General features: G+C 48.6%; 24 protein-coding genes. 7 read left to right on the top strand and 17 right to left on the bottom strand.

What is annotated here, in order from left to right:
- Positions 1 to 8: 8 nt before the first annotated feature.
- From E4K71_RS01395 to E4K71_RS01330, 14 genes are all read right to left on the bottom strand, one after another.
- Positions 9 to 965, bottom strand: a complete 957-nt coding sequence (locus E4K71_RS01395; RefSeq protein ID WP_135075495.1) for an NADH:ubiquinone oxidoreductase — start codon at positions 963 to 965, stop codon at positions 9 to 11.
- Positions 966 to 1,079: 114 nt separating this feature from the next.
- A complete protein-coding gene (locus tag E4K71_RS01390; RefSeq protein WP_135075492.1) occupies positions 1,080 to 1,730 on the bottom strand; it encodes a hypothetical protein in 651 nt (216 codons plus the stop codon).
- Positions 1,730 to 2,647, bottom strand: a complete 918-nt coding sequence (locus E4K71_RS01385; protein ID WP_135075489.1) for a hypothetical protein — start codon at positions 2,645 to 2,647, stop codon at positions 1,730 to 1,732. The genes E4K71_RS01390 and E4K71_RS01385 overlap by 1 nt, the downstream gene beginning before the upstream one ends.
- Before the next feature lie 12 nt (positions 2,648 to 2,659).
- Entirely contained in the window at positions 2,660 to 3,130 is a 471-nt protein-coding gene (locus tag E4K71_RS01380; protein WP_135075486.1) for a hypothetical protein, read from the bottom strand.
- Positions 3,127 to 3,624, bottom strand: coding sequence for a hypothetical protein (locus E4K71_RS01375; RefSeq protein ID WP_135075483.1), 498 nt, complete (start codon positions 3,622 to 3,624; stop codon positions 3,127 to 3,129). The genes E4K71_RS01380 and E4K71_RS01375 overlap by 4 nt, the downstream gene beginning before the upstream one ends.
- A gap of 1 nt (position 3,625) precedes the next feature.
- Positions 3,626 to 4,012, bottom strand: a complete 387-nt coding sequence (locus E4K71_RS01370) for a hypothetical protein (RefSeq protein WP_135075481.1) — start codon at positions 4,010 to 4,012, stop codon at positions 3,626 to 3,628.
- 24 nt (positions 4,013 to 4,036) lie between these two features.
- Positions 4,037 to 4,945, bottom strand: a complete 909-nt coding sequence (locus E4K71_RS01365; protein WP_135075477.1) for a hypothetical protein — start codon at positions 4,943 to 4,945, stop codon at positions 4,037 to 4,039.
- 18 nt (positions 4,946 to 4,963) lie between these two features.
- Positions 4,964 to 5,533, bottom strand: coding sequence for a hypothetical protein (locus E4K71_RS01360; RefSeq protein ID WP_135075474.1), 570 nt, complete (start codon positions 5,531 to 5,533; stop codon positions 4,964 to 4,966).
- A gap of 156 nt (positions 5,534 to 5,689) precedes the next feature.
- Positions 5,690 to 6,745, bottom strand: coding sequence for a DUF4384 domain-containing protein (locus E4K71_RS01355; RefSeq protein ID WP_135075471.1), 1,056 nt, complete (start codon positions 6,743 to 6,745; stop codon positions 5,690 to 5,692).
- Positions 6,742 to 7,263 (bottom strand): hypothetical protein, encoded by a 522-nt coding sequence (locus E4K71_RS01350; protein WP_135075468.1) that lies wholly within the window; start codon positions 7,261 to 7,263, stop codon positions 6,742 to 6,744. The genes E4K71_RS01355 and E4K71_RS01350 overlap by 4 nt, the downstream gene beginning before the upstream one ends.
- Positions 7,260 to 8,726, bottom strand: coding sequence for a hypothetical protein (locus tag E4K71_RS01345; protein WP_135075465.1), 1,467 nt, complete (start codon positions 8,724 to 8,726; stop codon positions 7,260 to 7,262). Before E4K71_RS01345 ends, E4K71_RS01350 begins: the two co-directional genes overlap by 4 nt.
- A gap of 52 nt (positions 8,727 to 8,778) precedes the next feature.
- Entirely contained in the window at positions 8,779 to 9,498 is a 720-nt protein-coding gene (locus tag E4K71_RS01340) for a lytic transglycosylase domain-containing protein (RefSeq protein ID WP_135075462.1), read from the bottom strand.
- Positions 9,495 to 9,935 carry a hypothetical protein gene (locus E4K71_RS01335; RefSeq protein ID WP_135075458.1) on the bottom strand — a complete coding sequence of 147 codons (441 nt, stop codon included), beginning with the start codon at positions 9,933 to 9,935 and terminating at the stop codon, positions 9,495 to 9,497. The genes E4K71_RS01340 and E4K71_RS01335 overlap by 4 nt, the downstream gene beginning before the upstream one ends.
- Before the next feature lie 14 nt (positions 9,936 to 9,949).
- Positions 9,950 to 10,795: a hypothetical protein gene (locus E4K71_RS01330; protein WP_135075455.1), complete on the bottom strand. Its 846-nt coding sequence runs from the start codon at positions 10,793 to 10,795 to the stop codon at positions 9,950 to 9,952.
- A gap of 145 nt (positions 10,796 to 10,940) precedes the next feature.
- Here E4K71_RS01330 and E4K71_RS01325 point away from each other — a divergent pair, with 145 nt between their 5' ends.
- Positions 10,941 to 11,306, top strand: a complete 366-nt coding sequence (locus E4K71_RS01325; RefSeq protein ID WP_135075452.1) for a glycine zipper 2TM domain-containing protein — start codon at positions 10,941 to 10,943, stop codon at positions 11,304 to 11,306.
- Positions 11,307 to 11,343: 37 nt separating this feature from the next.
- Positions 11,344 to 13,209 (top strand): caspase family protein, encoded by a 1,866-nt coding sequence (locus E4K71_RS01320; protein ID WP_135075449.1) that lies wholly within the window; start codon positions 11,344 to 11,346, stop codon positions 13,207 to 13,209.
- Between the two features lie 18 nt (positions 13,210 to 13,227).
- Here E4K71_RS01320 and E4K71_RS01315 read toward each other — a convergent pair whose 3' ends face one another.
- Together E4K71_RS01315 and E4K71_RS01310 are read right to left on the bottom strand one after the other, a co-directional pair.
- Positions 13,228 to 15,000: an ATP-binding protein gene (locus tag E4K71_RS01315; RefSeq protein ID WP_167730193.1), complete on the bottom strand. Its 1,773-nt coding sequence runs from the start codon at positions 14,998 to 15,000 to the stop codon at positions 13,228 to 13,230.
- Positions 15,001 to 15,198: 198 nt separating this feature from the next.
- Entirely contained in the window at positions 15,199 to 16,785 is a 1,587-nt protein-coding gene (locus E4K71_RS01310; protein WP_135075443.1) for a peptide chain release factor 3, read from the bottom strand.
- 125 nt (positions 16,786 to 16,910) lie between these two features.
- Here E4K71_RS01310 and E4K71_RS01305 point away from each other — a divergent pair, with 125 nt between their 5' ends.
- From E4K71_RS01305 to queE, 5 genes are all read left to right on the top strand, one after another.
- Positions 16,911 to 17,294 (top strand): hypothetical protein, encoded by a 384-nt coding sequence (locus E4K71_RS01305; RefSeq protein ID WP_135075440.1) that lies wholly within the window; start codon positions 16,911 to 16,913, stop codon positions 17,292 to 17,294.
- 113 nt (positions 17,295 to 17,407) lie between these two features.
- Positions 17,408 to 19,096 carry an AMP-binding protein gene (locus tag E4K71_RS01300; protein ID WP_135075437.1) on the top strand — a complete coding sequence of 563 codons (1,689 nt, stop codon included), beginning with the start codon at positions 17,408 to 17,410 and terminating at the stop codon, positions 19,094 to 19,096.
- A gap of 109 nt (positions 19,097 to 19,205) precedes the next feature.
- Complete coding sequence (queC, locus tag E4K71_RS01295) at positions 19,206 to 19,916, top strand: 7-cyano-7-deazaguanine synthase QueC (protein ID WP_135075434.1); 711 nt, start codon at positions 19,206 to 19,208, stop codon at positions 19,914 to 19,916.
- A gap of 2 nt (positions 19,917 to 19,918) precedes the next feature.
- Positions 19,919 to 20,275, top strand: coding sequence for a 6-carboxytetrahydropterin synthase (locus tag E4K71_RS01290; RefSeq protein ID WP_135075431.1), 357 nt, complete (start codon positions 19,919 to 19,921; stop codon positions 20,273 to 20,275).
- Positions 20,272 to 20,985 carry a 7-carboxy-7-deazaguanine synthase QueE gene (queE, locus tag E4K71_RS01285; protein ID WP_135075428.1) on the top strand — a complete coding sequence of 238 codons (714 nt, stop codon included), beginning with the start codon at positions 20,272 to 20,274 and terminating at the stop codon, positions 20,983 to 20,985. The genes E4K71_RS01290 and queE overlap by 4 nt, the downstream gene beginning before the upstream one ends.
- Positions 20,986 to 20,997: 12 nt before the next feature.
- Here the strand turns inward: queE and E4K71_RS01280 are convergent, their stop codons facing one another.
- Positions 20,998 to 21,741, bottom strand: a complete 744-nt coding sequence (locus tag E4K71_RS01280; RefSeq protein WP_167730190.1) for a transporter substrate-binding domain-containing protein — start codon at positions 21,739 to 21,741, stop codon at positions 20,998 to 21,000.
- Positions 21,742 to 21,753 lie beyond the last annotated feature (12 nt).

Here is a 21,753-nt window from a genome sequence, read left to right as displayed (position 1 = left end):
TTTCCCCCTTATGGCTTCATCTTGCGAGAAGAGACACGCTTGGGAGCTGCGGCCTTGGCTAACCCCTTATAGGCCATATAGCGTGGACGGGTGACACCAAGGGGCAGTTCCACCGGAACGTTGCCGATCTTATCTGTTTTAAACAATGCCTTGTCACGAGGGAAAGTCGGCTCTACACAGCCAATACAAGGCACCCCTGCGCGGGTTTTACTACTGGTTTTATTCCAGAGTTCCGTATTACAGGTTGCGTGGGTCACAGGCCCTTGACAACCCAGATTAAAGAACAAGCATCCTTCATTGCCAAATTCGGTCTCTTCAATATCATATTCATGATATTCATTACGCGTGCAGCCCTGATGGACCATCGTGTTGAAAAAGACTTCCGGCTGTTGCACATCATTTAAGTCCAGCGCCACCCCACGCACCAAAGATTGCAACACCTGTATCATCGTATGAGGGTGAGCCGGACAACCTGATATATTAATCACGGGATAGCCGCCACGTGCCTTCCAGTCCATGGGTAAAAGCCCGCCAATGGCCCCTTTATGAAACTGCATCCCCGTACAATCTGTCGGGTTCGGGTTGGCAGCATGCACCCCGCCAAAAGAGGCACAGGTCCCAATGGCGACCACATGCACAGCCTTTTGTGCCAAGGCATGGATGATATCTTTTTTCGGCTGATTGCGCCAACTGTCAAACATCCCGGTGCCATTGGGGCCAAGCATCAAGCTGCCTTCAACACACAGGATCGTCAATTCACGCTGGTCGTTACAAATGTCATCAATATGTTTTTGCAACATATCTGTTGGTTCAACAGATAAAGAGGGATGCCATAACAAGTCCACCTTGTTACGTTCTAAAAACCCTGCAAAGTCCGGATCTTCTGCACACAGCAACGACATGGAATCCCCGCTGCATGATCCCGCCTGTATCCACATCAAAGACGGGTTGGTGATCGCGCTCATATACACCTCCCCAGATTGAGTTTTTACCAATCTTTTCATTATGATGCCCTTTGGCGGGAGGGGTGGTCAAGCTTTGCGACTTTAAATCCCGAAAAACACCTTATTTATCCCGTTTTACAGGCTATAAGGCAGGGTTTTGACCATTCTGCGCATGGCATCATCAACCAATGAGGGAAGAACCTGAGAATCGTTATTAAAAACCGTTGCACTGGCTACCCCACCAATAACACTAAAAGGAGAAAGGGGCATGTTGCCTTCTGCACGCCAGACCGTATGGGCTGCCTGCCATAAGGGCTGGTCATCTTCTATACGGCGTAAATCAAGACGTACCCCCACATGTTTTTTAGCCGCAAAGCCAACATAATCATCCCCGAGATCATAAAGCTGGGCCACGGCATAAAAACGACAACCTGTATAAAGGGAATAACGCCGGCGATCCCCTTGGTCTTGCAGGTCATAGCCCTGTGTGCGTTCAATAGATTTTCGTTTGCGCGGGAAAATCACCCGATCAACTTTTTCACCCAAATGACGTGCCAAGGCAACGGACAGCACCTCCCCCATCTGCGGAGCCTGTGGAGCCTGCGCCTTCATCACCGTCACACAATCGGGGGGATCACGATGAAACAAACCCGTGACCTGATAATTGATGTCCAGCGCATTTAATTGCTGTTCTGCCCCAACAGAAGAAGCTTCGCGATATTGTGGGGTGACACAAGCTGTAAGAAACAAACCACAGCCGATCAAGACAAGGACTACTTTTTTCATCACACCCTCCATGCACATCTTTGATAAGGGGTCAGGGCAATCACCCCTGCAATCGGACGACCATCATAAATAAGATCACGCACGACAATTTGGCGGTTTTGGATATCATAACGCGCCTGTATGGATTTGGCCTGCATGTATGTATCCCCGACCACCGCCCTGAGTCCCCCCAACAAAGATGCATCCACACGGCGTGGAAAAATACGCACAACAATGGGGGCCTTCAGGCTTTTATGGTGACGGATCACTGATTGATAAATCCGCTGCTCCCCACGGGGAAGCCGCCCCGCAGCTTGGCGCAAAAAGCCGCTATAGCGATCCATATTAATTTCCCAGCGCACACCACGGGCTTCTGCCATACGAAACAAATTACCCGCCCGGTCCATCAGCGCATTTTCCATTCCAAAACAAGACTGAAAATTCTCATAAAGGGTTTCACGGGCCTTTGCCTTCTGCGGCCATGCAATTTCAATTTGCGGCCCCTTGCCATGTTCCAACACCCGCAACAGCGCCCGTCCACTGGCAACCTGCACCGGGCTCACCTGCTGAACCTGCTGTTCTGAAATAACTTTTTGAGTTTTTTGTTTCTGAAGGGGGCGTTCTTTTTGAACAGTTTGTATAAGCTTTTTTTCAACGGGTTCTGCTTTTTTAACCGGGGCAGGCTTTATTTTTTCTTGGGGAGCCTGAACGGGAACAACATCCTGTTTTTTCGCTTCTGCCTTGGGCGGCGCAGGCAAGATAAAGACCTGAGCCTGTTGAACCTCCTGGGGCTTGGTGCGTTCGACGACCTGAGGTTTCTGGACCTCCTCAACATGTTTTTGATCAGACTCCATTCCCATCACCCACAACCAGACCACCCAGCCAATAAAAATCAACGTGGTTAAAATGGATAGTCTATGGGCTGTTTGGCGGGTCATGATCAATCATCCTTAGCGGGTCATTTTTTCAGCGAACATCTGTTCCATATCCGCTACCATCTGACGCAAGGCTTTGCTGCGTTCTTTTGCATCACTTAGGGCTGTAACCGGTTTTGTCGCTGTTTTTTCAGCCTGTTCAATCACAGGGGCAACTTTTGTTTTTTGAACTGTTGCCTGCGCACGAGACGGTGCCTTTTTCGGTTCAACCTTTGCCACATCCACAGCTTTGGGCAGTGGGGGCGGGCTTGCTGGTTTCTGAACCTCTTTTTTCACAGGTTGTGGTTTTTTCACGCTTTCCACAATTTTTTGCGCAATTGGCTTTGTCACTTTAGGCGGTGCTGGCTTTTCAACAATCCGTTCTGCCTGGGCTTTGACTTTCTGCACACTGCGTTCCACATGCTGTTGCATATCAGCGGGCTTTCCCCCGGCGATCAAATAGCCAAGGGCGAGAAAAACAGCCGCATTAAAGATAAGGTATTTCATGATGGTGTCTCCTCATTTAACCGTTGGTGACTGACACTCAATAACGCACGTAAGACAGCCGCACTGGGCAACCCCACAACCGTGGTTAAAAAGGCCAATGAGAAATGTTTGGTCAGGTCACGAATAATCGGCTGAACCGTTTCAGGGGTTAGTTCCTGTTCCGCCAATGTGCCGATCCCTAAACTGATCCCCAGCAAGGTAAAGGTCAGCGCCAGTGTGGAGACACCATTGGCCCCATGAAGCCCGACCTCCAGCCAGAAATCTTTGCGTTCCACAAACTGGCCCATACGCACCCAGGCAAAAAGGGTCAGAAACACAAGCATGGAAAACAGGGTAACAAACGAAACACCAAAGACTTCCAATGTCCATTGGGCAATCGCCGTTGGCGCCATAGAGGTGGCAAACACAGCGCCTGCCAATCCGATAGAGATCGCCCCAAGCAGATAACTTAGCGCACGCGACCCGCTATCAGCCATATGCAGGAAAGAAGACATCTTAACGTCTCCCCACACGGGTGGACATCAAATCATCGGTGGAGACGCCAAATTGCATCAACCAATGATCCACCATGGTGTGGCCCTTTTCAGCCGAAGCATGGCCAAGAAATGTCACATCATAGTTTTTAAAGGCAATCCGCACTGTTTTCGTATTCTTGCCACGCAGAGATTTATCACGCATCACCATACGTTCCAGATCCACCAAGCGGCGACGCTGGCTATCCAGTTTGGCCTGGCGTTGATCTGTTGTCAGACTGGCATCAAAGAAAGTGCGAATGGTGACAGAGCGTTCACGTTCCAGATTTTCCAACGTATCAGCATGGGCTGTGGTTGTTGCCAAAGCCATCAGGGCCGCACCGGCAAAAATCATAAGCTTGGGTTTCATGGGATTACTCCTTCCCTATTAAAATCAGTTACTTAAGAAAAACGATACATTCTTGGCAGGTGTCATGGAGGTCACAGCTACATCGCTGTCGAGCAACTCTTCATCCAGTCCTTCTTCAGCCAGTGCCATCGCATCCAGTGCCACCAGCTTCGCCATATAGCCAAGAATGGTTTCTTCCTGATCCAGAACGGCCAGTTCGGTTTGCACATCAGCCATCATGCGGCGAACATGTTCTTCGCGGGTCAATTCCACACCGTTTTCAGAGACAGGGCTTTGATTCATGCGATGGTTTTCAATACGTGCAACCAATTGTTCAATGGCTGTTCTATTTTGGGCGTACGCCTTGGAATATTTACTTTCTTCCAGTTCCGGGGCTTCAAACAAGCGTTGATCAACCTGTGCCAGCGAACTTTCAAAACGTTCTGCTGCCGCCTTTTGCAGTTCAATCAATTCTTCTTTTTCCGGTGTCATTGCCCCTTCTTCCTGAGACAGGCGATCCATCATATCGTCAAACAACCGTTTTTTGGTTCGCAAATGCTTGCGGCGCAGGTCATTGCGTTCTGACATCATGGAAAGGTAATTACGTTTTTCCGCCAAAAATTGATGGCGCAACTCACCACGTACGTCACCGTCGGCAGTTTCAATGGCTTTTTGTAAATCGCCCAATGTCCCGCCTTTTAAGGAAATATTTTCTTCTTTTTCAGCAATCGCACTGCCAAGGGCAGAATTGGCAAAATCATGATCAATGGATTTTTTAAGATAACTCGGTGGTAATTTCACCAGACGTTCCGAACTTTGTGGTGTCCAGTTCGGTGCACTTAACGCAACCGAGGCTGTCCCCATGAGAACCACACCACCCAAGAAGACAGCCCCCAGGGCCAAGGCCAGTTTTTTAGGTTCTACACGATGAATGATAAGGGGAAATTCAGACATGATCAGGGCCTCCTTTACTTAATTGCGTTCCCAATAGCGCACGCGGCGTAATTCAGATTTTAGTTCCGCATTCACATTGGCATCGGAATAGCGCCCAATAGAGCCTGCCCCACGTTTACCCAACAGCACTTCCATGGTTTGAATAAACGAAGACCCATCGGCAAAATAAAGATCCTGACCTTGGAAACTGGTGCTGAATTTATCGAGGTTCTCACGCGCCCCTTCGATATTGCCGCCTTTCAAATGGTTTTGAATGGTCAGGGCATAAGCGCGCATCCGTTCATCTGTGGCGACATCAGCCACATCGGGACCCAACTTGGACTCACATTTTTCAATCATGCGGGCACTGGCAAGGTATTTTGCGGGATCATGCTTGGTCTGAGCTTCACGGTCCAGTTCCAAAGCATGGTCGCGACAGTCGCGATATTCGCGCATCGCTGAAATTTCATTAAAGCGAGCCTGACGAAAATCAATCCCGCCCCCAAAAGACGGCGGTTGCGTCACACAGGCATTGAGTGCCACGCTGGCACACAACAGGGAAAGGCCCGCCAGTGCGCGTTTCTTGTTGGTTTTGGATAAAGCAGACATCCTCTTACTCTCCGTTTGGTTAATGTGCTTACAAACCTTATGGAGGGAACAGAGGTGTTTTTTATATGGGCAGGAGAAAAAAGTCGTCATTTCGCACTTGATGCGAAATCTTTCTCGTCTTGAAAAAGGTCCCTGCTATACGCGAGGACGGGGGTGTCAGGGCTTCAACGTAATAAACAAACTATCTTGGGCTAAATCTTCAACAGGCTCTTCAACGGCCCTGTCCTCTGCACTCGCCAAACAGATGACTTTTTCTTCTCCCGCAGGAGGGCCTAACCGGATAATGAATTCACTATCTGTTCCACCACTCAGGACATGGAGACGACCCGCCTCTAAAAAGCCATCACCGGAGACCTGGGCATTGGGATAGATTTTCAGGACATCCCCGTTAACCTGTTCATAAAAACAATGAACCCAGGCATCTTTGCTCAGTGAAACAATCAGGTTTAGTTCATCGCCAAAATAATAGACGGGTTCCTTACCCTGATCAGAAGTCAGGGTAATTTCCAGCTTGGAAAGCGTTTCTTGGGGGAAAATATCGGTCTGTTCTTTTTGCTGGGTAAAGAAAAACAACCCAGCGACAGCCGCAAGAACGAACCCTGCCATCACCCAAAAACCCGCAGCGTTTTTATCTGTTTTTTCGTCCTCAGCCCCACCCAGATAAGGCAACAAGTCATGGGTGGTCTTCAGGCTGGCAATCTCAATGCCCTTCGGTGGTTTGTGTTCTGCCAAAAATTTAGCATTTTCAACACCAGCTCCAAACAAGATCGGTGTGCCACGAGCAATATAATCTGCAAATAAAATGGCTGAACTTTCCACTTTTTCAGCCATATGGCCGACCTCCCCCACATTAAGGTCATAGTCCACCGTGCCTGAAAGCCACAGGATCAAATCGGCATTTTCCAAATCAGACAATTCACACTGATCTGATTTAAAGACCGCATGGGCAGCAAAGATACCCAATTGCCAACTGAGCCCCGTGCCAATCGGCCCGCTGACATCCATACGAAAGGCCCCTTCTTCATAAGGACCAAATTCACGCATGATGACACCACTTCCCGGACGCACGAAATCATCATAATCCGCACTGATAGGCAACACATCAGATTGACGGCGCAAACAGACCATGGATTGCGGGGCCGGTTCTGGCGTAATGCGATCCACCAAAACAGGCCCACCTGTCGTCGCAATGAGAATGGCGATCTTTTTCACCTGAGGAAAATCTCCGTTTTCGGGTCAGCCAACAGACGGGCAAGACCAGACTGGCGGTTAATAATCGTCTGGATCACCCCATTGCGTGCATCAGGCAGATCCAGCATCTCACAGCTTTCATCACTGCCAAAAACCGATAGGGTAAAGGGAATGTTACGTCGCTGATCGCTCAGTTCAATAATCAGGTACAGCTGATTTTCCTGAGCGCGTGAGACCTGAAGGCGGACAACACAGCCATCACAGTGGCGTTCTGGATACTCATCCGTACTTGCCGCCAGTGCCTCTGGCACATGGAAGAAAGCTTGGGATTTAAGCAAATTACGATAGGCCCGGCGCAAACCCAGATTAACTTTCAGCTGCGCAGCGACCTCGTCATCCACATCCCCCCTCATGAAGGAATAAAGCCGGGTTGGCGAAATCCCACCACCCGTCTTATTTGCCATCAAATGGCGATAGGTTTGTAGTTCGACGAATTTTTCTTTGGCCGCATCCGCCTGTTCTTTTTTAATGGTTATCATAAGAGTACCTCCTGATAGAGGTTTTGAAACTGTGTGCTAAAGGATGTTTTATCCCCGTCAAATTGGTCTGTAATATGACGTTCTTTCAACAAGGCGAGATATTTATTAAGCTGACGTTCCATCACCACAAGGGCCTGAGCTGCCTGTTCAAAAATATCCATCTGTTCAAAGGCCATTTCATCAAAGCCCTTGCGGTTCATTTTCTTAAAAGCCGTTTGTGCAGCCTCAGCCCCGCCACCGGGGAAGGCCACCACATTGTCTTGTTTCTGCGATAAAACATGCAGACTGGAGGCTTGAAGTTTTTTGACATGTTCCAAAATCACTTCACATTGGCCGATGCGTTCTTCATAGGTCAGCACATCTTCACAGGTGATGCGCTGCTCAAGCGTCTCTTTGGAACGCCCGACCTGTAAATCATTCGTGATCCCGGACTGAACCTGACCGAAAATTTCATAACGGATAAAGGCCAAGGGAAGACGCAAGGCATCCGGGCCATAAGCCATCAATTTCTCAACCGGATTACGTTCGGTTTTCTTTTTGAAAAAACGTACATCCTTAAAGCTTTCCTGATCAAAGGTATTAAAGGGCATGACCCAATCGGCCAGCATGTCACTTTGTACATCGTCATTTGCGATATCAACTTCACCCTCTTCCCTGTTCACCCCAAGAGACTGGGCATTATGGGAAGCTTCAATACGTTGCGTTTCTTCAAACGACTTGGCAAAATCACTAAAGAGATCAAACACAGTTCTATATCCTCTGTAATCTTTCCCTCCGTTATGGAGGCACCAGAAGTTCAAAACTGAATGATCATCCAAAATTATTTGATTTTGTTGACTTTGCTCCTGAAGGAACTTGTAAACCTGCACGAATTTCCCATCAGCCTGAGCTGTCGCCAGATTGGCAATGCGATATTTGCGTAACTCTGCGGCCAAAGCGTTCGTACAGTCACGTAAGGCTTTATCCGTCAACTTTTGTTCAATCAGTACTGAAAATAAATCATTGAAATGAGCAAAATGGGCAAAACTGTCCATCGCAACAAGGAACTCATAGAGGCAGACCAAAAAGGGCATCCGGCCAAAACGGATGTCAAAGCATTTACCCTCAATATTCAGGCGGATATGATCTTCCATATAATGGACGTTTTCATGGTCCCCGCCTTTTAAAAAATCACGATATTGGGCAGGAGTTGCTTTGTGCGGGCTTATAAAGAAATTCACCAGCGCCTCGCTCCCCTTGAGCGCAGCAACACCGTACACCAGATGGCACAATTCAAACAAGGCCAGGTCTTTATTGGGGCCTACACCTTGGGCCGTGATAAATTTCGCCAGATTTTCCAAGGTCGGGCGGGTGGCATATTTGGGCAAGCCTTCGGTGGTCGTTGCTTCACAAATGGCCCCAAAGTCCACCAGAACCTGTTCTTTCCCCCCAGCCTTTAACAATATATTTTGTGTATTATCCACGAGCTACCCTCTTTGATCTTTGCAAAGAGAATATCCAGAAGCCCCTTCCTAATCAATGGAAATGGCGAGGACGAGGGGGACGTTGTTTCCAACCGCCAAAAGGTGGCGGCGGTGGGCGGCGCCAGCCCTGTTTCTGCTGACGTTCCACAATGATAATACGGGTTTCAGGCCAGTCGTCTTCAAAATCATCGCGTAAAGACCCTTCATCCCGCCAATCGCCATGATCGCCGCGATAACGCCATTCCCTGAAATCAACCAGCTCGAAGTCTTCTTTCTCATCAAAGGCGTTTTCTTCTACACTCAAAGCTTCCCACAGATTGGCCTGTTCCTGATAGATTTTCTGCCATTTTTGCACCTTGGCAATATATTTGCGGGTATAGCTGTGTGGTCGGTTGCCCTTCACCGTACCGCCATTGTAATGGGAAAGCGCGAGTTCCCAACGACCATCATACTGATCATAAAGTTGTTCCAGAAATTCTACCCCTAAACGAATATTGACTTCTGGCTCCCACAAACGGCGCGGTGAAACACCAAATTCATCGCGTGCGGTTTTCGGCATAATCTGCATCACGCCACGCGCACCAGCTGAACTAAGTGCCTTGGGGTTAAAGTCTGATTCAACTTTCGCCACAGCCAGAGCCAAAGAGACAGGCACGTTCGTATCTATGGCTTCTTCCATCACCATTTGTTTAACTTCAAAACGCGTTGCTGCATCGGCTTGCCCCATGGAAAACAGGACCAACAAACAAATAAGTTTCACAAAATGTTTCATAATCCGGCCTCCTTCAAGGCGTTGAGCCACATGTCATTTAACATAACCACCGTCATATCGTTTGAAGAGATCTGAGAGCGCACCTGCATGGTTTCAGACATGGGCAAATCAGGGGAAACAGCCAATATAATTTTCTCACGCCTACTGATCTGCACACTTGAAATGGGCTTTAGGCGATGATCTAGAAACATCCCGTTATAGAAAATCACCAGATCTTCATGTTTAACCTGTGCGCCTGCCCCCTGTTCCTCACTTGGTGGGGTTTTTTCAGCTGTCTTGGCAAGAGAGATCGGTTCTTCCTTAATTGTTGAGGCTGTGCCCTGTGTCACCATGCCAGAGCCCATGGACACCATTGTCAACACCATGATGGAAAAGAACCCCATGGCCAGCGCCAATGCGATCTCCGCCATGGCATTTGTCTGTGTTGTATCGCTCATATCACATCCTCCCCTTAATCCAGCAAGGCGAGGTCACGCTGAACCTTGACCAGAGTAACATAACGGGGGGTCTGAATAATGCGGGCTTGTAAATCCAATGTATGGAGGACGTTGCTTAGGTCCGCACGCACACTGGGCGCATTTTTGCGACGTTCCAGCCAAAAGGATGGTTTTGACGGGCTTGATTTCAAAGAACTCAAATCACGCGTTGAAGATAAACGCACCAGTCGATCTTCGATATGGCGAACCTCACGGGCGTTAAACCCCTTTAAAGTCAAAGTGATTTTAGAGGGTTCCGCCTGTTTAACATGGTGTTTCATCGGGCGAAATTTCCGCAACCGATTAGCCAGCTTGTCCTTGAACTCCGGTAAGACCTCACGCACATGTCGGCGTATGATCATTTGGCGACATTGTTGATGACAAACCCGCTCACGCACTGATGCGGTTGGGCTTTTGACCTTTAACGTATCAACCACATCAAGGGTACGCCCATCCAAAATCTTTGCAATGGCAACCAGCTTGTCTTTACTTTTAACCCCAAGGTTATGACGGATATGTTTTAAAGAAATCAGCACAACCGCATCCATTTGTTTGCGTTTGGCACTGGCCGCTAAAGCAACCGCCTCTTCAAAAGAGCGCGTGCCCACAGCCTTACCTGCACGCTCTTCAAATAGGCGAATATTTTCATGGGCCAGAAAATTGCCCGTATGATCAAACACCCGGCGAAAAGCCGGATGATCACGTTCAATCAACTGGGTCCCTTCATCCACCCCCATATAAAGAACACGGGATTTTTCAGCCGCCAAGGCTGTGGTGGAAAGGCTTAAAGCAGCCAATGTATACATCAGTTTTCTAAACATCTTTCATCACCTTTTTGACAGGTTTTCAATCTGCTCAAAGCTATGGAGGGATCAGAGCTTCTTTTTTATTTTCCCATCTAAAATAAAAACGGCCTCTGGCCCCGACATAACCAGAACACAGGCAATTAGATGAAGGACAAAGACCATGAAACGCTTGATCATCACAGCTTTAATGGCTTCGACATTATTACTGGGGACAGCAACACAACAGGCTAAGGCCAATAATGACGCCACCCTTGGCACGATTATCGGTGCTGTTGGGGGCGGTTTGCTTGGGTCCACCCTTGGCAAGGGCAAGGGGCGCATCGTTGCCACAGCCGCAGGCACCATTATTGGAGCAGTTCTGGGCAATGAAATCGCACAAGATGAATATGAACGCCGCCGTGTAATTTATCGGGACAAATCCCCCAGATACAAACGCTATCCTAAAAAGAACAAGCGAGTTGTGCGCTATGGTGATGATATTCTCATCTGCAACAAGAATGGTAGACATTGCCAATGGTATGACTAAGGCGTAAAATTACCCCATTGAAATTGGCAGGACCAACATGAAAACGCTGCATCTTCTCCTGACGGGTTCCTTGCTTTGGACCGGAATAACCCTTCCCGCCCAAGGCACAGAACCCCAAAATGACGACGTTGCCATTATTATTGGCAATAAATCCTATGTCGATCAGGATATTCCTGAGGTTTCCTTTGCACATAATGATGCAACGGCTATGCAGCATTTTGCCCGCACGGTCCTGAAAATTCGCGAAGAAAATATCATTTTTCTCAAAGACGCCACTCAGGCAAAAATGCAAACTGCCTTTGGCCGACGGGGCAATCATCGCGGCAAGGCTTTTCAATATGTCAAACCGCAGGTCTCTAACCTCTATGTCTTCTATTCCGGGCATGGCTTGCCCGGACTACATGACAATCAAAACTACCTGTTACCTGTCGATGCTGAAATTGAAACCGCTGAGATCAATGGCTACCCGATTGATACTCTTTATGAAAACCTGTCAAAGGTTGGGGCCAGATCGGTTACGGTTTTTCTGGATGCCTGTTTCAGTGGGAACAGTCATGGTGGCAGTCTGATTTCACGGGCCTCCGGTGCAACCATCCTACCCAAGAAGAAAACAAGCGATATTGATCAAAAAGAAACACTCACCGTCATCACCGCAGCCTCCAAAGACCAGCTTGCCAGCTGGGACGAAGAAAGCCAGCATGGGCTTTTCACCGAATATCTGCTGCGTGCCCTGTACGGGGAAGCCGATCAAGATAAAGACGGTCAGGTCAAGCTGGCAGAAGTCTCTCGTTTCCTAAGTGAAGACATGCGCTATAAGGCACGCAGAACCTATAACCGGGATCAAATGCCCACCATTCAAGGCAATCGTGAACAGGTTCTGGTTGCAGCTGTAAACGGGATTTACCCCAAGCGCCCAGCAAAGATTGAAAGCGATGAAGAAGACATAGACGTTGTTGAGCCCCCCGTCATTGATACCAGTGAATTTAAACTCTATCCGGTTGAACAGAATATGTTTGCCCTGAAAAACGCCAATATCCGGCGTTTACCTACGGTACGTTCCAAACGGGTCATGACACTGCCCAAAGGCGAACCCATCCATGTCGCCGCCAAAATCATTGATCAGCCCTGGTATGCAGTTGAACGCGGTGATGGCATTATTGGCTATGTCTTTGCCGATCTTTTAGGGGAAGAAAAAGAGATCGCGACAGAAGAAGAAAATCGCAGTATCCGCGAACTCAAGGCCAGATTGGAGAAACTGGAGAAGCAAACCCGCCTTTCTGCCAAAGACATCCTGCCGGCCCCAAAACCACAAACTGAAAAACAGAACCAGATTGTTGAACGCCGACCTCTTGAAGAAGAAAATCTGGATGATGACTGGGGCACGACCGTCTCGCCCTATATGCAAATCAAGACCACTTTGAAATCCATGGGGGCACTACTCGCCAAACAAAGTTTCATCCAACATTATAAGCTCGGACAATCCACTAAATTTAACTATAACTGGATCAGGGTCGATGTGGATCACTGCCGGATTACGGCCTCTATTTCTTTACAGCACAACGCACAATTTGCCCGTGACTTTAATATCCACGACCATCAAGTCCAGGCTGGGTTTTGGCAAAAGCTGCCTCGAAAAAAACGAGCATTCAGAATCAGGAACATCGGCGGAAAAATAACAAGCAAGCTGGAAATTTTCCAATACGGCCCCTTTGTATTTAAAGAAAAACAAGCCCGCCGCCGCTTTATTGCCAAAGCAGAACGCCTGCACACATTATGTCAAATCCCGGATCAGGCTGTCATTGATGATACAGTTCGCAATCAACCTTTTGTCAAAACAGACCGACAAAGTTTCAAACGGCCACCGCCGCCACCTTTCCGGCGCCCCCCTCCACCAAGGCGATAAAAGCGGAATCCTTACACCTTAAATATAACTGCTTTCTTCATTCCCCAGTATATAGGGCAACAGGGCATCGGCCAATGCTTCGCGGCGTACAGGTTTGGCAACATAGCCCTGCATGCCATGACTGGAATATTCCTCAATACTATCTTGCATCACATCTGCCGTCAGGGCCAAAATCGGCACATTGGCCTTGGCCTTGTCATCCATACTGCGGATCTGTTTTGTGGCTTCCAGACCATTGAGGCGTGGCATATGGATATCCATCAAAATGATGTCGTAATCCCCATCGACAACCGCATCGACACCTTCCTGCCCGTCGTGAGCCATGGAAACCTGATGACCCATTTTTTCCAGCAGGCCCTTGGCCACCGTGCGGTTAATCTTGTTATCTTCCACCAACAAGATGTTTAGCTCGCGCATAACCTCTGCCTGAGGGGCGGCTGCACACATATGCTTGGGTGCTTCTGATTTGGGCAAACGCAATTCAAAGTAAAAGAGAGTACCTTGGCCCAGTTCGCTTTCAACATGAATACGATCCCCCCCCATGGTCTCAACCAGCCCGGCTGAAATCGCCAGCCCCAGACCCGTACCGCCAAAGCGGCGCGAAATAGACGTATCAACCTGTGTAAAGGCATTAAACAGATTAATCATCTGTTCCTGTGGGATACCAATCCCTGTATCGGCAACTTCAAAACGGATCAGCGCATCATCGGTGCTTGTTTCCAAAACCGAAATGCGCAGGCTCACATGACCTTCATCAGTGAATTTCACCGCATTGCCGCCCAGGTTCGTCATCACCTGAGCAATTTTTGAGCCATCACCCCAGAAATAGTCATCTTTCCCCACATCACAGCTCACCTCAAGGTGAATGCCTTTGCTTTTGGCCTGTGTTGTAATCAACTGTTCAACAGTTTTCACCATTTGATGCAGTGAAAAGGCATGATGGTCAATTTCCAGTGCCCCGGCTTCGATCTTGGAGAAATCCAGAATATCATTCACCAAAGCCAGCAATAATTCACCGGAACTGCGCAGACTGTGAAGGTAATTGCGTTGACGATCATCCAGCCCCGTATCTTCCATCAATTGCGCCATACCAGTAATCCCGTTCAACGGCGTGCGCAATTCATGGGACATGGTTGCCAGGAAGGAAGATTTCGCCTTATTGGCTTTTTCCGCTGTGTTCTTGGCATGAATCAAGGCTTTTTCTTCTTCGCTCAACCGTTCAATCATCCGGTTGTACGCATCAATCACAATGCCAAATTCATCATCAGCCTGCCAACGGATCGGGTCACGACTGTGCTTACCTTCGGTACGCTGAATACCACGCAAAAGCGTTTCCAGCGGGTCAGAAACATAACGGCGGATTGCCCCTGTCACACTGACACTCAACACCAGCATTAACAGCAACAACAGGCCGGAAATCTGAATAACAGAATCTTGCAACAGGACTTCAAGGCGTTCCTTATGGAACAGGATGACCACTTCCCCAATGGTTTCCCCGCCGACATCCGCATCAGAACGAATGGCGCGACGTACCAACAACGGCCCGGCCATGTCACCGGGCAAGGCATTGCCTACAGTTGCTAGAACACCGGAAAATTGTTCTTTTACTTCAGCACCGGCGACATCGGGGTCCAAACTAAGGGCCGCCAAAATCGCTTCGGCACCAGACTGATCCAGGTTCCAGACCGCATCAGAAAGGGCAGTGGCATAAATATCAGCCAGTGTTTTTTGCTTGGTTTCCAGTTCGGCTTCAAGGTCCGTATAGGTCAAAAATGCGAACAGGCCCGCCATGAACAATGCGGCCATCACAAAGGGCGGCATAAGCGCAAGACGCAGCTTACCCCCAATTGACTTACCTCTTCCCGGAAAAAGCGACACGTAAAAAAGACCCTATTACTGATTACTTATCACAAACAAGCTACGCGTTTTCTTTCTATCACGCAACGCTTGTTCGGTAAAATACGAAATAATAGGATCTTGCATAAAACGTTATATCACTTGCTCTTTTGTTTTATGGAATTCCAGTTCCGGGTAATCTTCCTGCGCCTTATCCAAATGCCAGGCATTACGCGCTAAAAAGACAGGCTCTTCATCATGATCATCGCCAATGGCCCCGCGATTTTCATCCAGAAATTTCTTTAGTTTCAAATTATCTGAACAAGTCACCCAGCGCGCTGTGTAAAGCTGTGTGGATTCAAAAATCACCGGAATGTTATATTCCGTGCGAATCCTGTCAGCCAGTACTTCAAACTGCAATGCCCCTACAACACCAACAATCCAGTCAGACCCGATCAGCGGCTTAAACACACGTGCAGCCCCTTCTTCGGCAATCTGTTGCAGGGCCTTACCTAGATGTTTGGCCTTCATCGGGTCTTCAGGGCGTGCCTTTTGCAAAATTTCCGGGGCAAAACTTGGAATTCCGGTAAAGCGTAATGGCTCGCCTTCAGTCAATGCATCCCCAATGCGCAAGTTGCCGTGGTTCGGCAAACCAATGATATCACCGGCCACCGCCTCTTCGGCCAACTCCCTGTCTTGGGCCAAAAACAGAGTCGGGTTATGCACGTTGATCATTTTATTGGTCCGCACATGCTTAAGCTTCATGCCGCGTTTAAAATGACCTGAACACAAACGAATAAAAGCAATACGGTCACGGTGTTTCGGGTCCATATTGGCCTGAATTTTAAAGACAAAGCCGGACACTTTCTTTTCTGTCGGTTCAATCTCACGATCGGTAGTGGCTTGCGGACGCGGGCTTGGTGCAGCATTGGCCAGACCTTCCAGCAATTCACGCACACCAAATGTATTAATGGCCGAACCGAAATAAACCGGGGTCAAATGCCCCCCAAGATAGCTTTCAAGGTCAAATTCCGGGCACAAGCCGCGCACCATATCGACTTCTTCACGCAATTTTTCCAGCGCATCAGCGGGCAACAGCTCGTCCAGCTTTGGATCATCCAATCCCTGACATTCAATCCCTTCGGCAATCTGGTCGTTATTGCCCTTATCCACCAAAATCAGTTTGTCATTAAACAGGTCGTAACAGCCCAGGAAGTTGCGCCCCATGCCAATGGGCCAGCTGGCTGGAACCACATCCAAAGCCAGTTCCTGTTCAACTTCATCCAGAATTTCGAACGGATCACGACCTTCACGGTCCAGCTTGTTGACAAAGGTTGTAATCGGCACATCACGCAGACGGCACACTTCAAACAATTTGCGGGTCTGGTTCTCAATACCTTTGGCCGCATCCAAAACCATGACCGCAGAATCCACCGCCGTCAGGGTGCGATAGGTATCTTCTGAAAAATCTTCGTGCCCCGGCGTATCCAACAGGTTGAAGGTTTTATTGAGATAATCAAATGTCATTACTGATGAGGCTACAGAAATCCCGCGTTCCTGTTCCACCTTCATCCAGTCAGAACGCGCCCGACGACGATCGCCTTTGGCCTTAACCGCACCCGCCATCTGAATAGCACCCCCGAATAACAACAGTTTTTCGGTCAAGGTGGTTTTACCCGCATCCGGGTGGGAAATGATCGCAAATGTGCGACGTTTGTGGATTTCTGTCTCAAAAGTCATGGCATGCTCAACTCAAACAAAATTTTTCCGACAATAGGCATATTGGGGAAAATGGCTAGTCCTTTTTTTGACGAAACGCATGCTTCTTGATACCCTGTTACAAAATCACGGGAGGAATGATAATCATGACTGATACAAGCACATCAGCAAAACCCACGGCGAGACAAAAACGTGCCCGCCATGCCAATGCCCAAGCCAGTTATATGGAACGCAAACGCGCCGAAGGCAAAGAGTGGCTCGCCACATGGGTGCCGGGGGAAGCCAAGGAATGCTTTAAATCTTTGGCAAAAAATGCCAACAGCGATAAAACCACGCCGTCTTCTGCCTATATTGCCTCGCTGGAAAAGGCTGTTGATGATGTGGTTCCCGACTGGGCCAAGGCAAGCCAGACCCTGCTCAATATCTGGCTGATCAGTGAACATAATGTGCAGATTGATCTGGGTGCACCGACAGAGAAGAAAAGCAAAAAGCCCAAGAAGGATAAAAAAGACAAGAAGAAGAAAAAATAGCGCCCTTACCTGTTACAGCTCTTACAAGATGTAAAAAAATGTAATATGCCGTGAAAAGGGCCGTTTTTTTACTTATCCTATAAGAAATCAAAATGCATATAGGGTAGCTTGTCATGTCTAATGTAAGTCATACAGTCGGTTCAACGGAAAGTGAACTTCTCCATCAAACCATTGATGAAGCCTTAGGTGAAACCGTCCAGAAATTTGGGGGGAATGAGGCTTTAATCAGCTGCCATCAAAACATTCGCTGGACCTATAGAGAACTCCAGCATCAGGTTGATAAGGTCGCTTCCGGTCTTCTCGCACTGGGGCTTGAAAAAGGCGATCGTCTTGGCATCTGGTCTCCCAACAATGCAGAATGGGTCTTAACCCAACTGGCGACAGCCAAAGTCGGGATTATTCTGGTGACGATTAACCCGGCTTATCGTGTCTGTGAACTTGAATATGCCCTCAACAAGGTCGACTGTCGCGCCCTTGTTATGGCAAGCCGTTTTAAGACATCCGATTATGTGGCAATGGTGGAAGAACTTGCCCCTGAAATATCATCTTGTGAACCCGGTTCTTTAAAATCAGAAAAACTCCCAACACTGGATTATGCCATTGTCATCGGCAATGACGCGCCTGCAGGTTTCCTGGCCTTCAATGACATTGCCCAGGCTGGAACGGCTGCATCAGATCAGAAAATGGTCAAAATTGCCGCTTCCCTTGACCCTGATGATGCCATCAACATCCAGTTTACATCTGGCACAACGGGCTTTCCCAAAGGAGCGACGCTTAGCCATAAAAACATTCTCAACAACGGTAAGAATGTAACGGCACGCCAGAATTTCACCGATCTGGATCGCTTATGTATTCCTGTGCCCCTTTATCATTGTTTTGGCATGGTGATGGGCGTTCTGGGGTGTCTGACCCATGGGGCAACCATGATTTTTGCCGATGAAGCTTTTGAACCGCAGTCTGTTCTTCAGGCTGTGAGTGATGAGAAATGTACCGCCCTTTACGGTGTGCCGACCATGTTTATCGCCGAACTGGCCTTACCTGATTTCAAAGACTATGACTTAAGCAACCTCAGAACGGGTGTCATGGCAGGTTCCCCCTGTCCGGTGGAAACCATGAAACAAGTGCTGGAACAAATGAATATGAGCGAGGTCACTATCTGTTATGGCATGACGGAAACCAGCCCGGTCAGCACCCAGACAACACCGGAAGATTCCGTTGAAAAACGCGTCTCAACGGTGGGACGGGTCCATCCCCACGTAGAAGTTAAAATCATTGATGTTTCTGGTGACACCCTGTCCTTTGGTCAACAAGGCGAGCTGTGCACCCGTGGCTATAGTGTCATGAAAGGCTACTGGGGGGATGAGGAAAAAACCCAAGAAGCCATTGATAACGATGGCTGGATGCACACAGGTGACATCGCCTGTATGGACGAAGAAGGCTACGTCAATATCACCGGGCGGGTCAAAGATATGATTATTCGTGGTGGTGAGAATATCTATCCCCGTGAAATCGAAGAATACCTCTATCGTCACCCCGCCATCATGGATGTCCAGGTTTTTGGTGTGCCAGATGAAAAATATGGTGAAGAAATTAGCGCCTGGATCATCCTCCATGAAGGTGAAGAGCTGAGTGATCAAGATGTAAAAGACTTCTGCACAGGTCAAATTGCCCATTATAAAGTGCCGAGATACATCCGTTTTGTCGAACACTTCCCCATGACCGTGACCGGTAAAATTCAGAAATTCGTCATGAAAAAGGAAATGACCCAGGATTTAGATTTGCAGGATGTTGAAACCGCCTAAACACCCTTGCCTCAGACGTTACTTTCTGTCATAAGCTGGCACAAATTTGTGTGTGGCCTTTTGGTCACCCCGGTCGCAGCCTACCCGGATAAAACAAGGATACCTGCAAATGAAATCCATTGTGATTTGCTCTGGCGGATTGGATTCCGTCACACTGGCCTATAAAATGGCCCATGAACATGAACTGAAAAGACTGATCTCTTTTGATTACGGCCAACGCCATAAGAAAGAGACAGCTTATGCTGCCTTATGCGCAGAACGTTTGGGCGTGCCCCATGACACGGTTGACATCACCACAATTGGGGCCTTGCTAACGGGGTCAGCCCTGACCGATGATGTGGATGTGCCCGATGGTCATTATGCCGAAGACACCATGAAAACCACCGTGGTGCCCAACCGCAATGCCATCATGCTGACCATCGCCTTTGGCGCAGCCGCGGCCCAAGACTGTGATTGTGTGGCAACGGCTGTTCATGGCGGGGATCATTTTATCTATCCCGATTGCCGTCCTGATTTCATCGACAGTTTCAATAAAATGCAAGCCCATGCCTTGGATGGCTATGCCAATGTGGAGCTTTATGCCCCCTTCGTCCATATCCCCAAAGATGGCATCGTCAAAGAAGGCATCAAACTGAATGTGCCTTATGAAGACACATGGTCTTGTTATAAAGGCGGCGAGGTCCATTGTGGGCGATGCGGCACCTGCGTGGAACGGCGCGAAGCCTTCCATCTGGCTGGTGCAACAGACCCCACTGAATATGCCGATCCTGATTTCTGGATCAAGGCACGTGAAGACTATCAGGCAGGACAGGAAAAATAATCATGTTCACCATTTCAAAACAGTTTCATTTTTCAGCCTCCCACCAGCTCCATGGGTTGGCCGATGATCACCCCTGTTCGCGCCTGCATGGTCATAATTATATTTGTGAAGTCATCTTGCAAGGCGCTGAACTCAACAGTGTTGGGTTTGTGCGTGATTACCGCGAACTGTCTGACCTGAAACATTACATTGATGACCATCTTGATCACCGCCACCTCAATGATGTGTTAGGCGAGAACAACACCACGGCGGAACTGATGGCGAAACATCTTTATGACTGGTCACACGCCCGCTGGTCCGAAGTCGTCGCGGTACGGATCAGTGAAACGCCGAAAACCTGGGCGGAGTATCGTCCATGAGCAAGCCGATTAATCTGTGTGAAATCTTTGGCCCAACCATTCAGGGTGAAGGTGCACAAATGGGTCGTCCGACCATTTTCGTGCGCACCGCAGGCTGTGACTATCGCTGCTCCTGGTGTGACACCCTTTATGCTGTCGATACCGACCATGCCAAAGACTGGCGTAAAGTGCAGAGCGTTGATGTCATGGCGGAAATTGAACGCTTAAGCCAAAATACCCCCATGTCCGTCACCCTGTCTGGCGGCAACCCGGCCATGCAACCGCTGGAAGACCTGATTGATCTGGGGCAGGCCAAAGGCTATGACTTTTCCATGGAAACCCAAGGCAGCTTACCGCGTGACTGGTTTGCCAAACTGGATAACCTGACACTTAGCCCCAAAGGCCCCTCTTCCGGGGTTGAAACAAATTGGGAAATCTTAAGTGAATGTATTGAGGTCACAGGCGATAAAACCAACACCAGCCTGAAAATCGTCATTTTTGATGAGGCTGATTACGAATATGCCAAATTTGCCGCTAAACTCTTCCCGCACCTGCCACTTTACCTGCAAGCTGGCAATCATATGGTCGATGATACCCAGGACGCCGATATCCCCGGTGTGCTGAACCGTTTAAGATGGCTGGCCGAAAAAGTCGCAGAAGACCGCTGGCAAGAAGCCTGCGTTCTCCCTCAGCTCCACGTACTAACCTGGGGCAATAAACGCGCGGCTTAGGGTCAGGACCTATTACGGCGTATACTTTGTAACAAGTTCTTTTACCCGGCCATTTTTGTGCATTTTGTCCAACTCACTAGCAATTGTACGAGCTTCTTGTTCGCTCATGCTTGCTTTGGAAAAAGCGAGAAAGGCCGTCATCTGTGCAAAAGGAACACCAGCAGGCACGATATTTGTTGCCACACCAGCGTTTTGCGCACTGAATTTCGCAATGGCACTAACACTGGCCAGAAGGTCACAACGTCCAGCCAACAGGACTTTCAATCCCGCCTGCGTATTTGGGACATAATCAATCTTTAACAGCCCGGCCTTTTCCCATGCAGCAAAGTCCGGTCCCAGTGATGCCTTGCTCACTTTCACGATACGCAAACCAGCAGCTTCATCCAAATTTGAGACCTGAAATGCTTTTGTTTGCTCTTTAAAGAACTGGAGGTCCATTGTGACACCCCCTTTCCCAAGGAAATAGACATATTCCTCACGCTGTGCATTTCGAAAAAAAGGTGTAATCGCATCCACCCGCCCGACTTTTACATTTTGAATTGCGCGGGGCCAGGGAAAGAATTGAAAAGAGACCTCATGGCCCTGCCCGCCAAAAGCTTCTCGGGCAATGTCAACCAAAATACCTTGAGGGCTACCATTACTATCATAAAAGGCATAAGGAGGAATGTTAGCCAAGGCCACACGATATGTCTTGGCTTCCAATGGCTGGATCAACCAACAAAATAAAAATGCCCAAAACAGCCAAAAACGTGCCATCCGGCCTCCCAT

It is taken from the genome of Terasakiella sp. SH-1 (assembly GCF_004564135.1).
In the GTDB taxonomy this organism is placed as follows: domain Bacteria; phylum Pseudomonadota; class Alphaproteobacteria; order Rhodospirillales; family Terasakiellaceae; genus Terasakiella.
Note: the sequence above shows the minus strand (reverse complement) of the source record. Positions and strands in the feature narration are given on the sequence as shown.

Coding starts and splice junctions, on each gene's coding strand:
- E4K71_RS01350 (WP_135075468.1), bottom strand. CDS start 7,263: ATGATAACCATTAAAAAAGAACAGGCGGATGCGGCCAAAGAAAAATTC.
- E4K71_RS01380 (WP_135075486.1), bottom strand. CDS start 3,130: ATGAAATACCTTATCTTTAATGCGGCTGTTTTTCTCGCCCTTGGCTAT.
- E4K71_RS01290 (WP_135075431.1), top strand. CDS start 19,919: ATGTTCACCATTTCAAAACAGTTTCATTTTTCAGCCTCCCACCAGCTC.
- E4K71_RS01335 (WP_135075458.1), bottom strand. CDS start 9,935: ATGAGCGATACAACACAGACAAATGCCATGGCGGAGATCGCATTGGCG.
- E4K71_RS01370 (WP_135075481.1), bottom strand. CDS start 4,012: ATGAAACCCAAGCTTATGATTTTTGCCGGTGCGGCCCTGATGGCTTTG.
- E4K71_RS01365 (WP_135075477.1), bottom strand. CDS start 4,945: ATGTCTGAATTTCCCCTTATCATTCATCGTGTAGAACCTAAAAAACTG.
- E4K71_RS01280 (WP_167730190.1), bottom strand. CDS start 21,741: ATGGCACGTTTTTGGCTGTTTTGGGCATTTTTATTTTGTTGGTTGATC.
- E4K71_RS01340 (WP_135075462.1), bottom strand. CDS start 9,498: ATGAAACATTTTGTGAAACTTATTTGTTTGTTGGTCCTGTTTTCCATG.
- E4K71_RS01305 (WP_135075440.1), top strand. CDS start 16,911: ATGACTGATACAAGCACATCAGCAAAACCCACGGCGAGACAAAAACGT.
- E4K71_RS01315 (WP_167730193.1), bottom strand. CDS start 15,000: ATGGCGGGCCTGTTCGCATTTTTGACCTATACGGACCTTGAAGCCGAA.
- E4K71_RS01325 (WP_135075452.1), top strand. CDS start 10,941: ATGAAACGCTTGATCATCACAGCTTTAATGGCTTCGACATTATTACTG.
- queC (WP_135075434.1), top strand. CDS start 19,206: ATGAAATCCATTGTGATTTGCTCTGGCGGATTGGATTCCGTCACACTG.
- E4K71_RS01310 (WP_135075443.1), bottom strand. CDS start 16,785: ATGACTTTTGAGACAGAAATCCACAAACGTCGCACATTTGCGATCATT.
- E4K71_RS01375 (WP_135075483.1), bottom strand. CDS start 3,624: ATGTCTTCTTTCCTGCATATGGCTGATAGCGGGTCGCGTGCGCTAAGT.
- queE (WP_135075428.1), top strand. CDS start 20,272: ATGAGCAAGCCGATTAATCTGTGTGAAATCTTTGGCCCAACCATTCAG.
- E4K71_RS01385 (WP_135075489.1), bottom strand. CDS start 2,647: ATGACCCGCCAAACAGCCCATAGACTATCCATTTTAACCACGTTGATT.
- E4K71_RS01395 (WP_135075495.1), bottom strand. CDS start 965: ATGAGCGCGATCACCAACCCGTCTTTGATGTGGATACAGGCGGGATCA.
- E4K71_RS01390 (WP_135075492.1), bottom strand. CDS start 1,730: ATGAAAAAAGTAGTCCTTGTCTTGATCGGCTGTGGTTTGTTTCTTACA.
- E4K71_RS01320 (WP_135075449.1), top strand. CDS start 11,344: ATGAAAACGCTGCATCTTCTCCTGACGGGTTCCTTGCTTTGGACCGGA.
- E4K71_RS01300 (WP_135075437.1), top strand. CDS start 17,408: ATGTCTAATGTAAGTCATACAGTCGGTTCAACGGAAAGTGAACTTCTC.
- E4K71_RS01330 (WP_135075455.1), bottom strand. CDS start 10,795: ATGTTTAGAAAACTGATGTATACATTGGCTGCTTTAAGCCTTTCCACC.
- E4K71_RS01360 (WP_135075474.1), bottom strand. CDS start 5,533: ATGTCTGCTTTATCCAAAACCAACAAGAAACGCGCACTGGCGGGCCTT.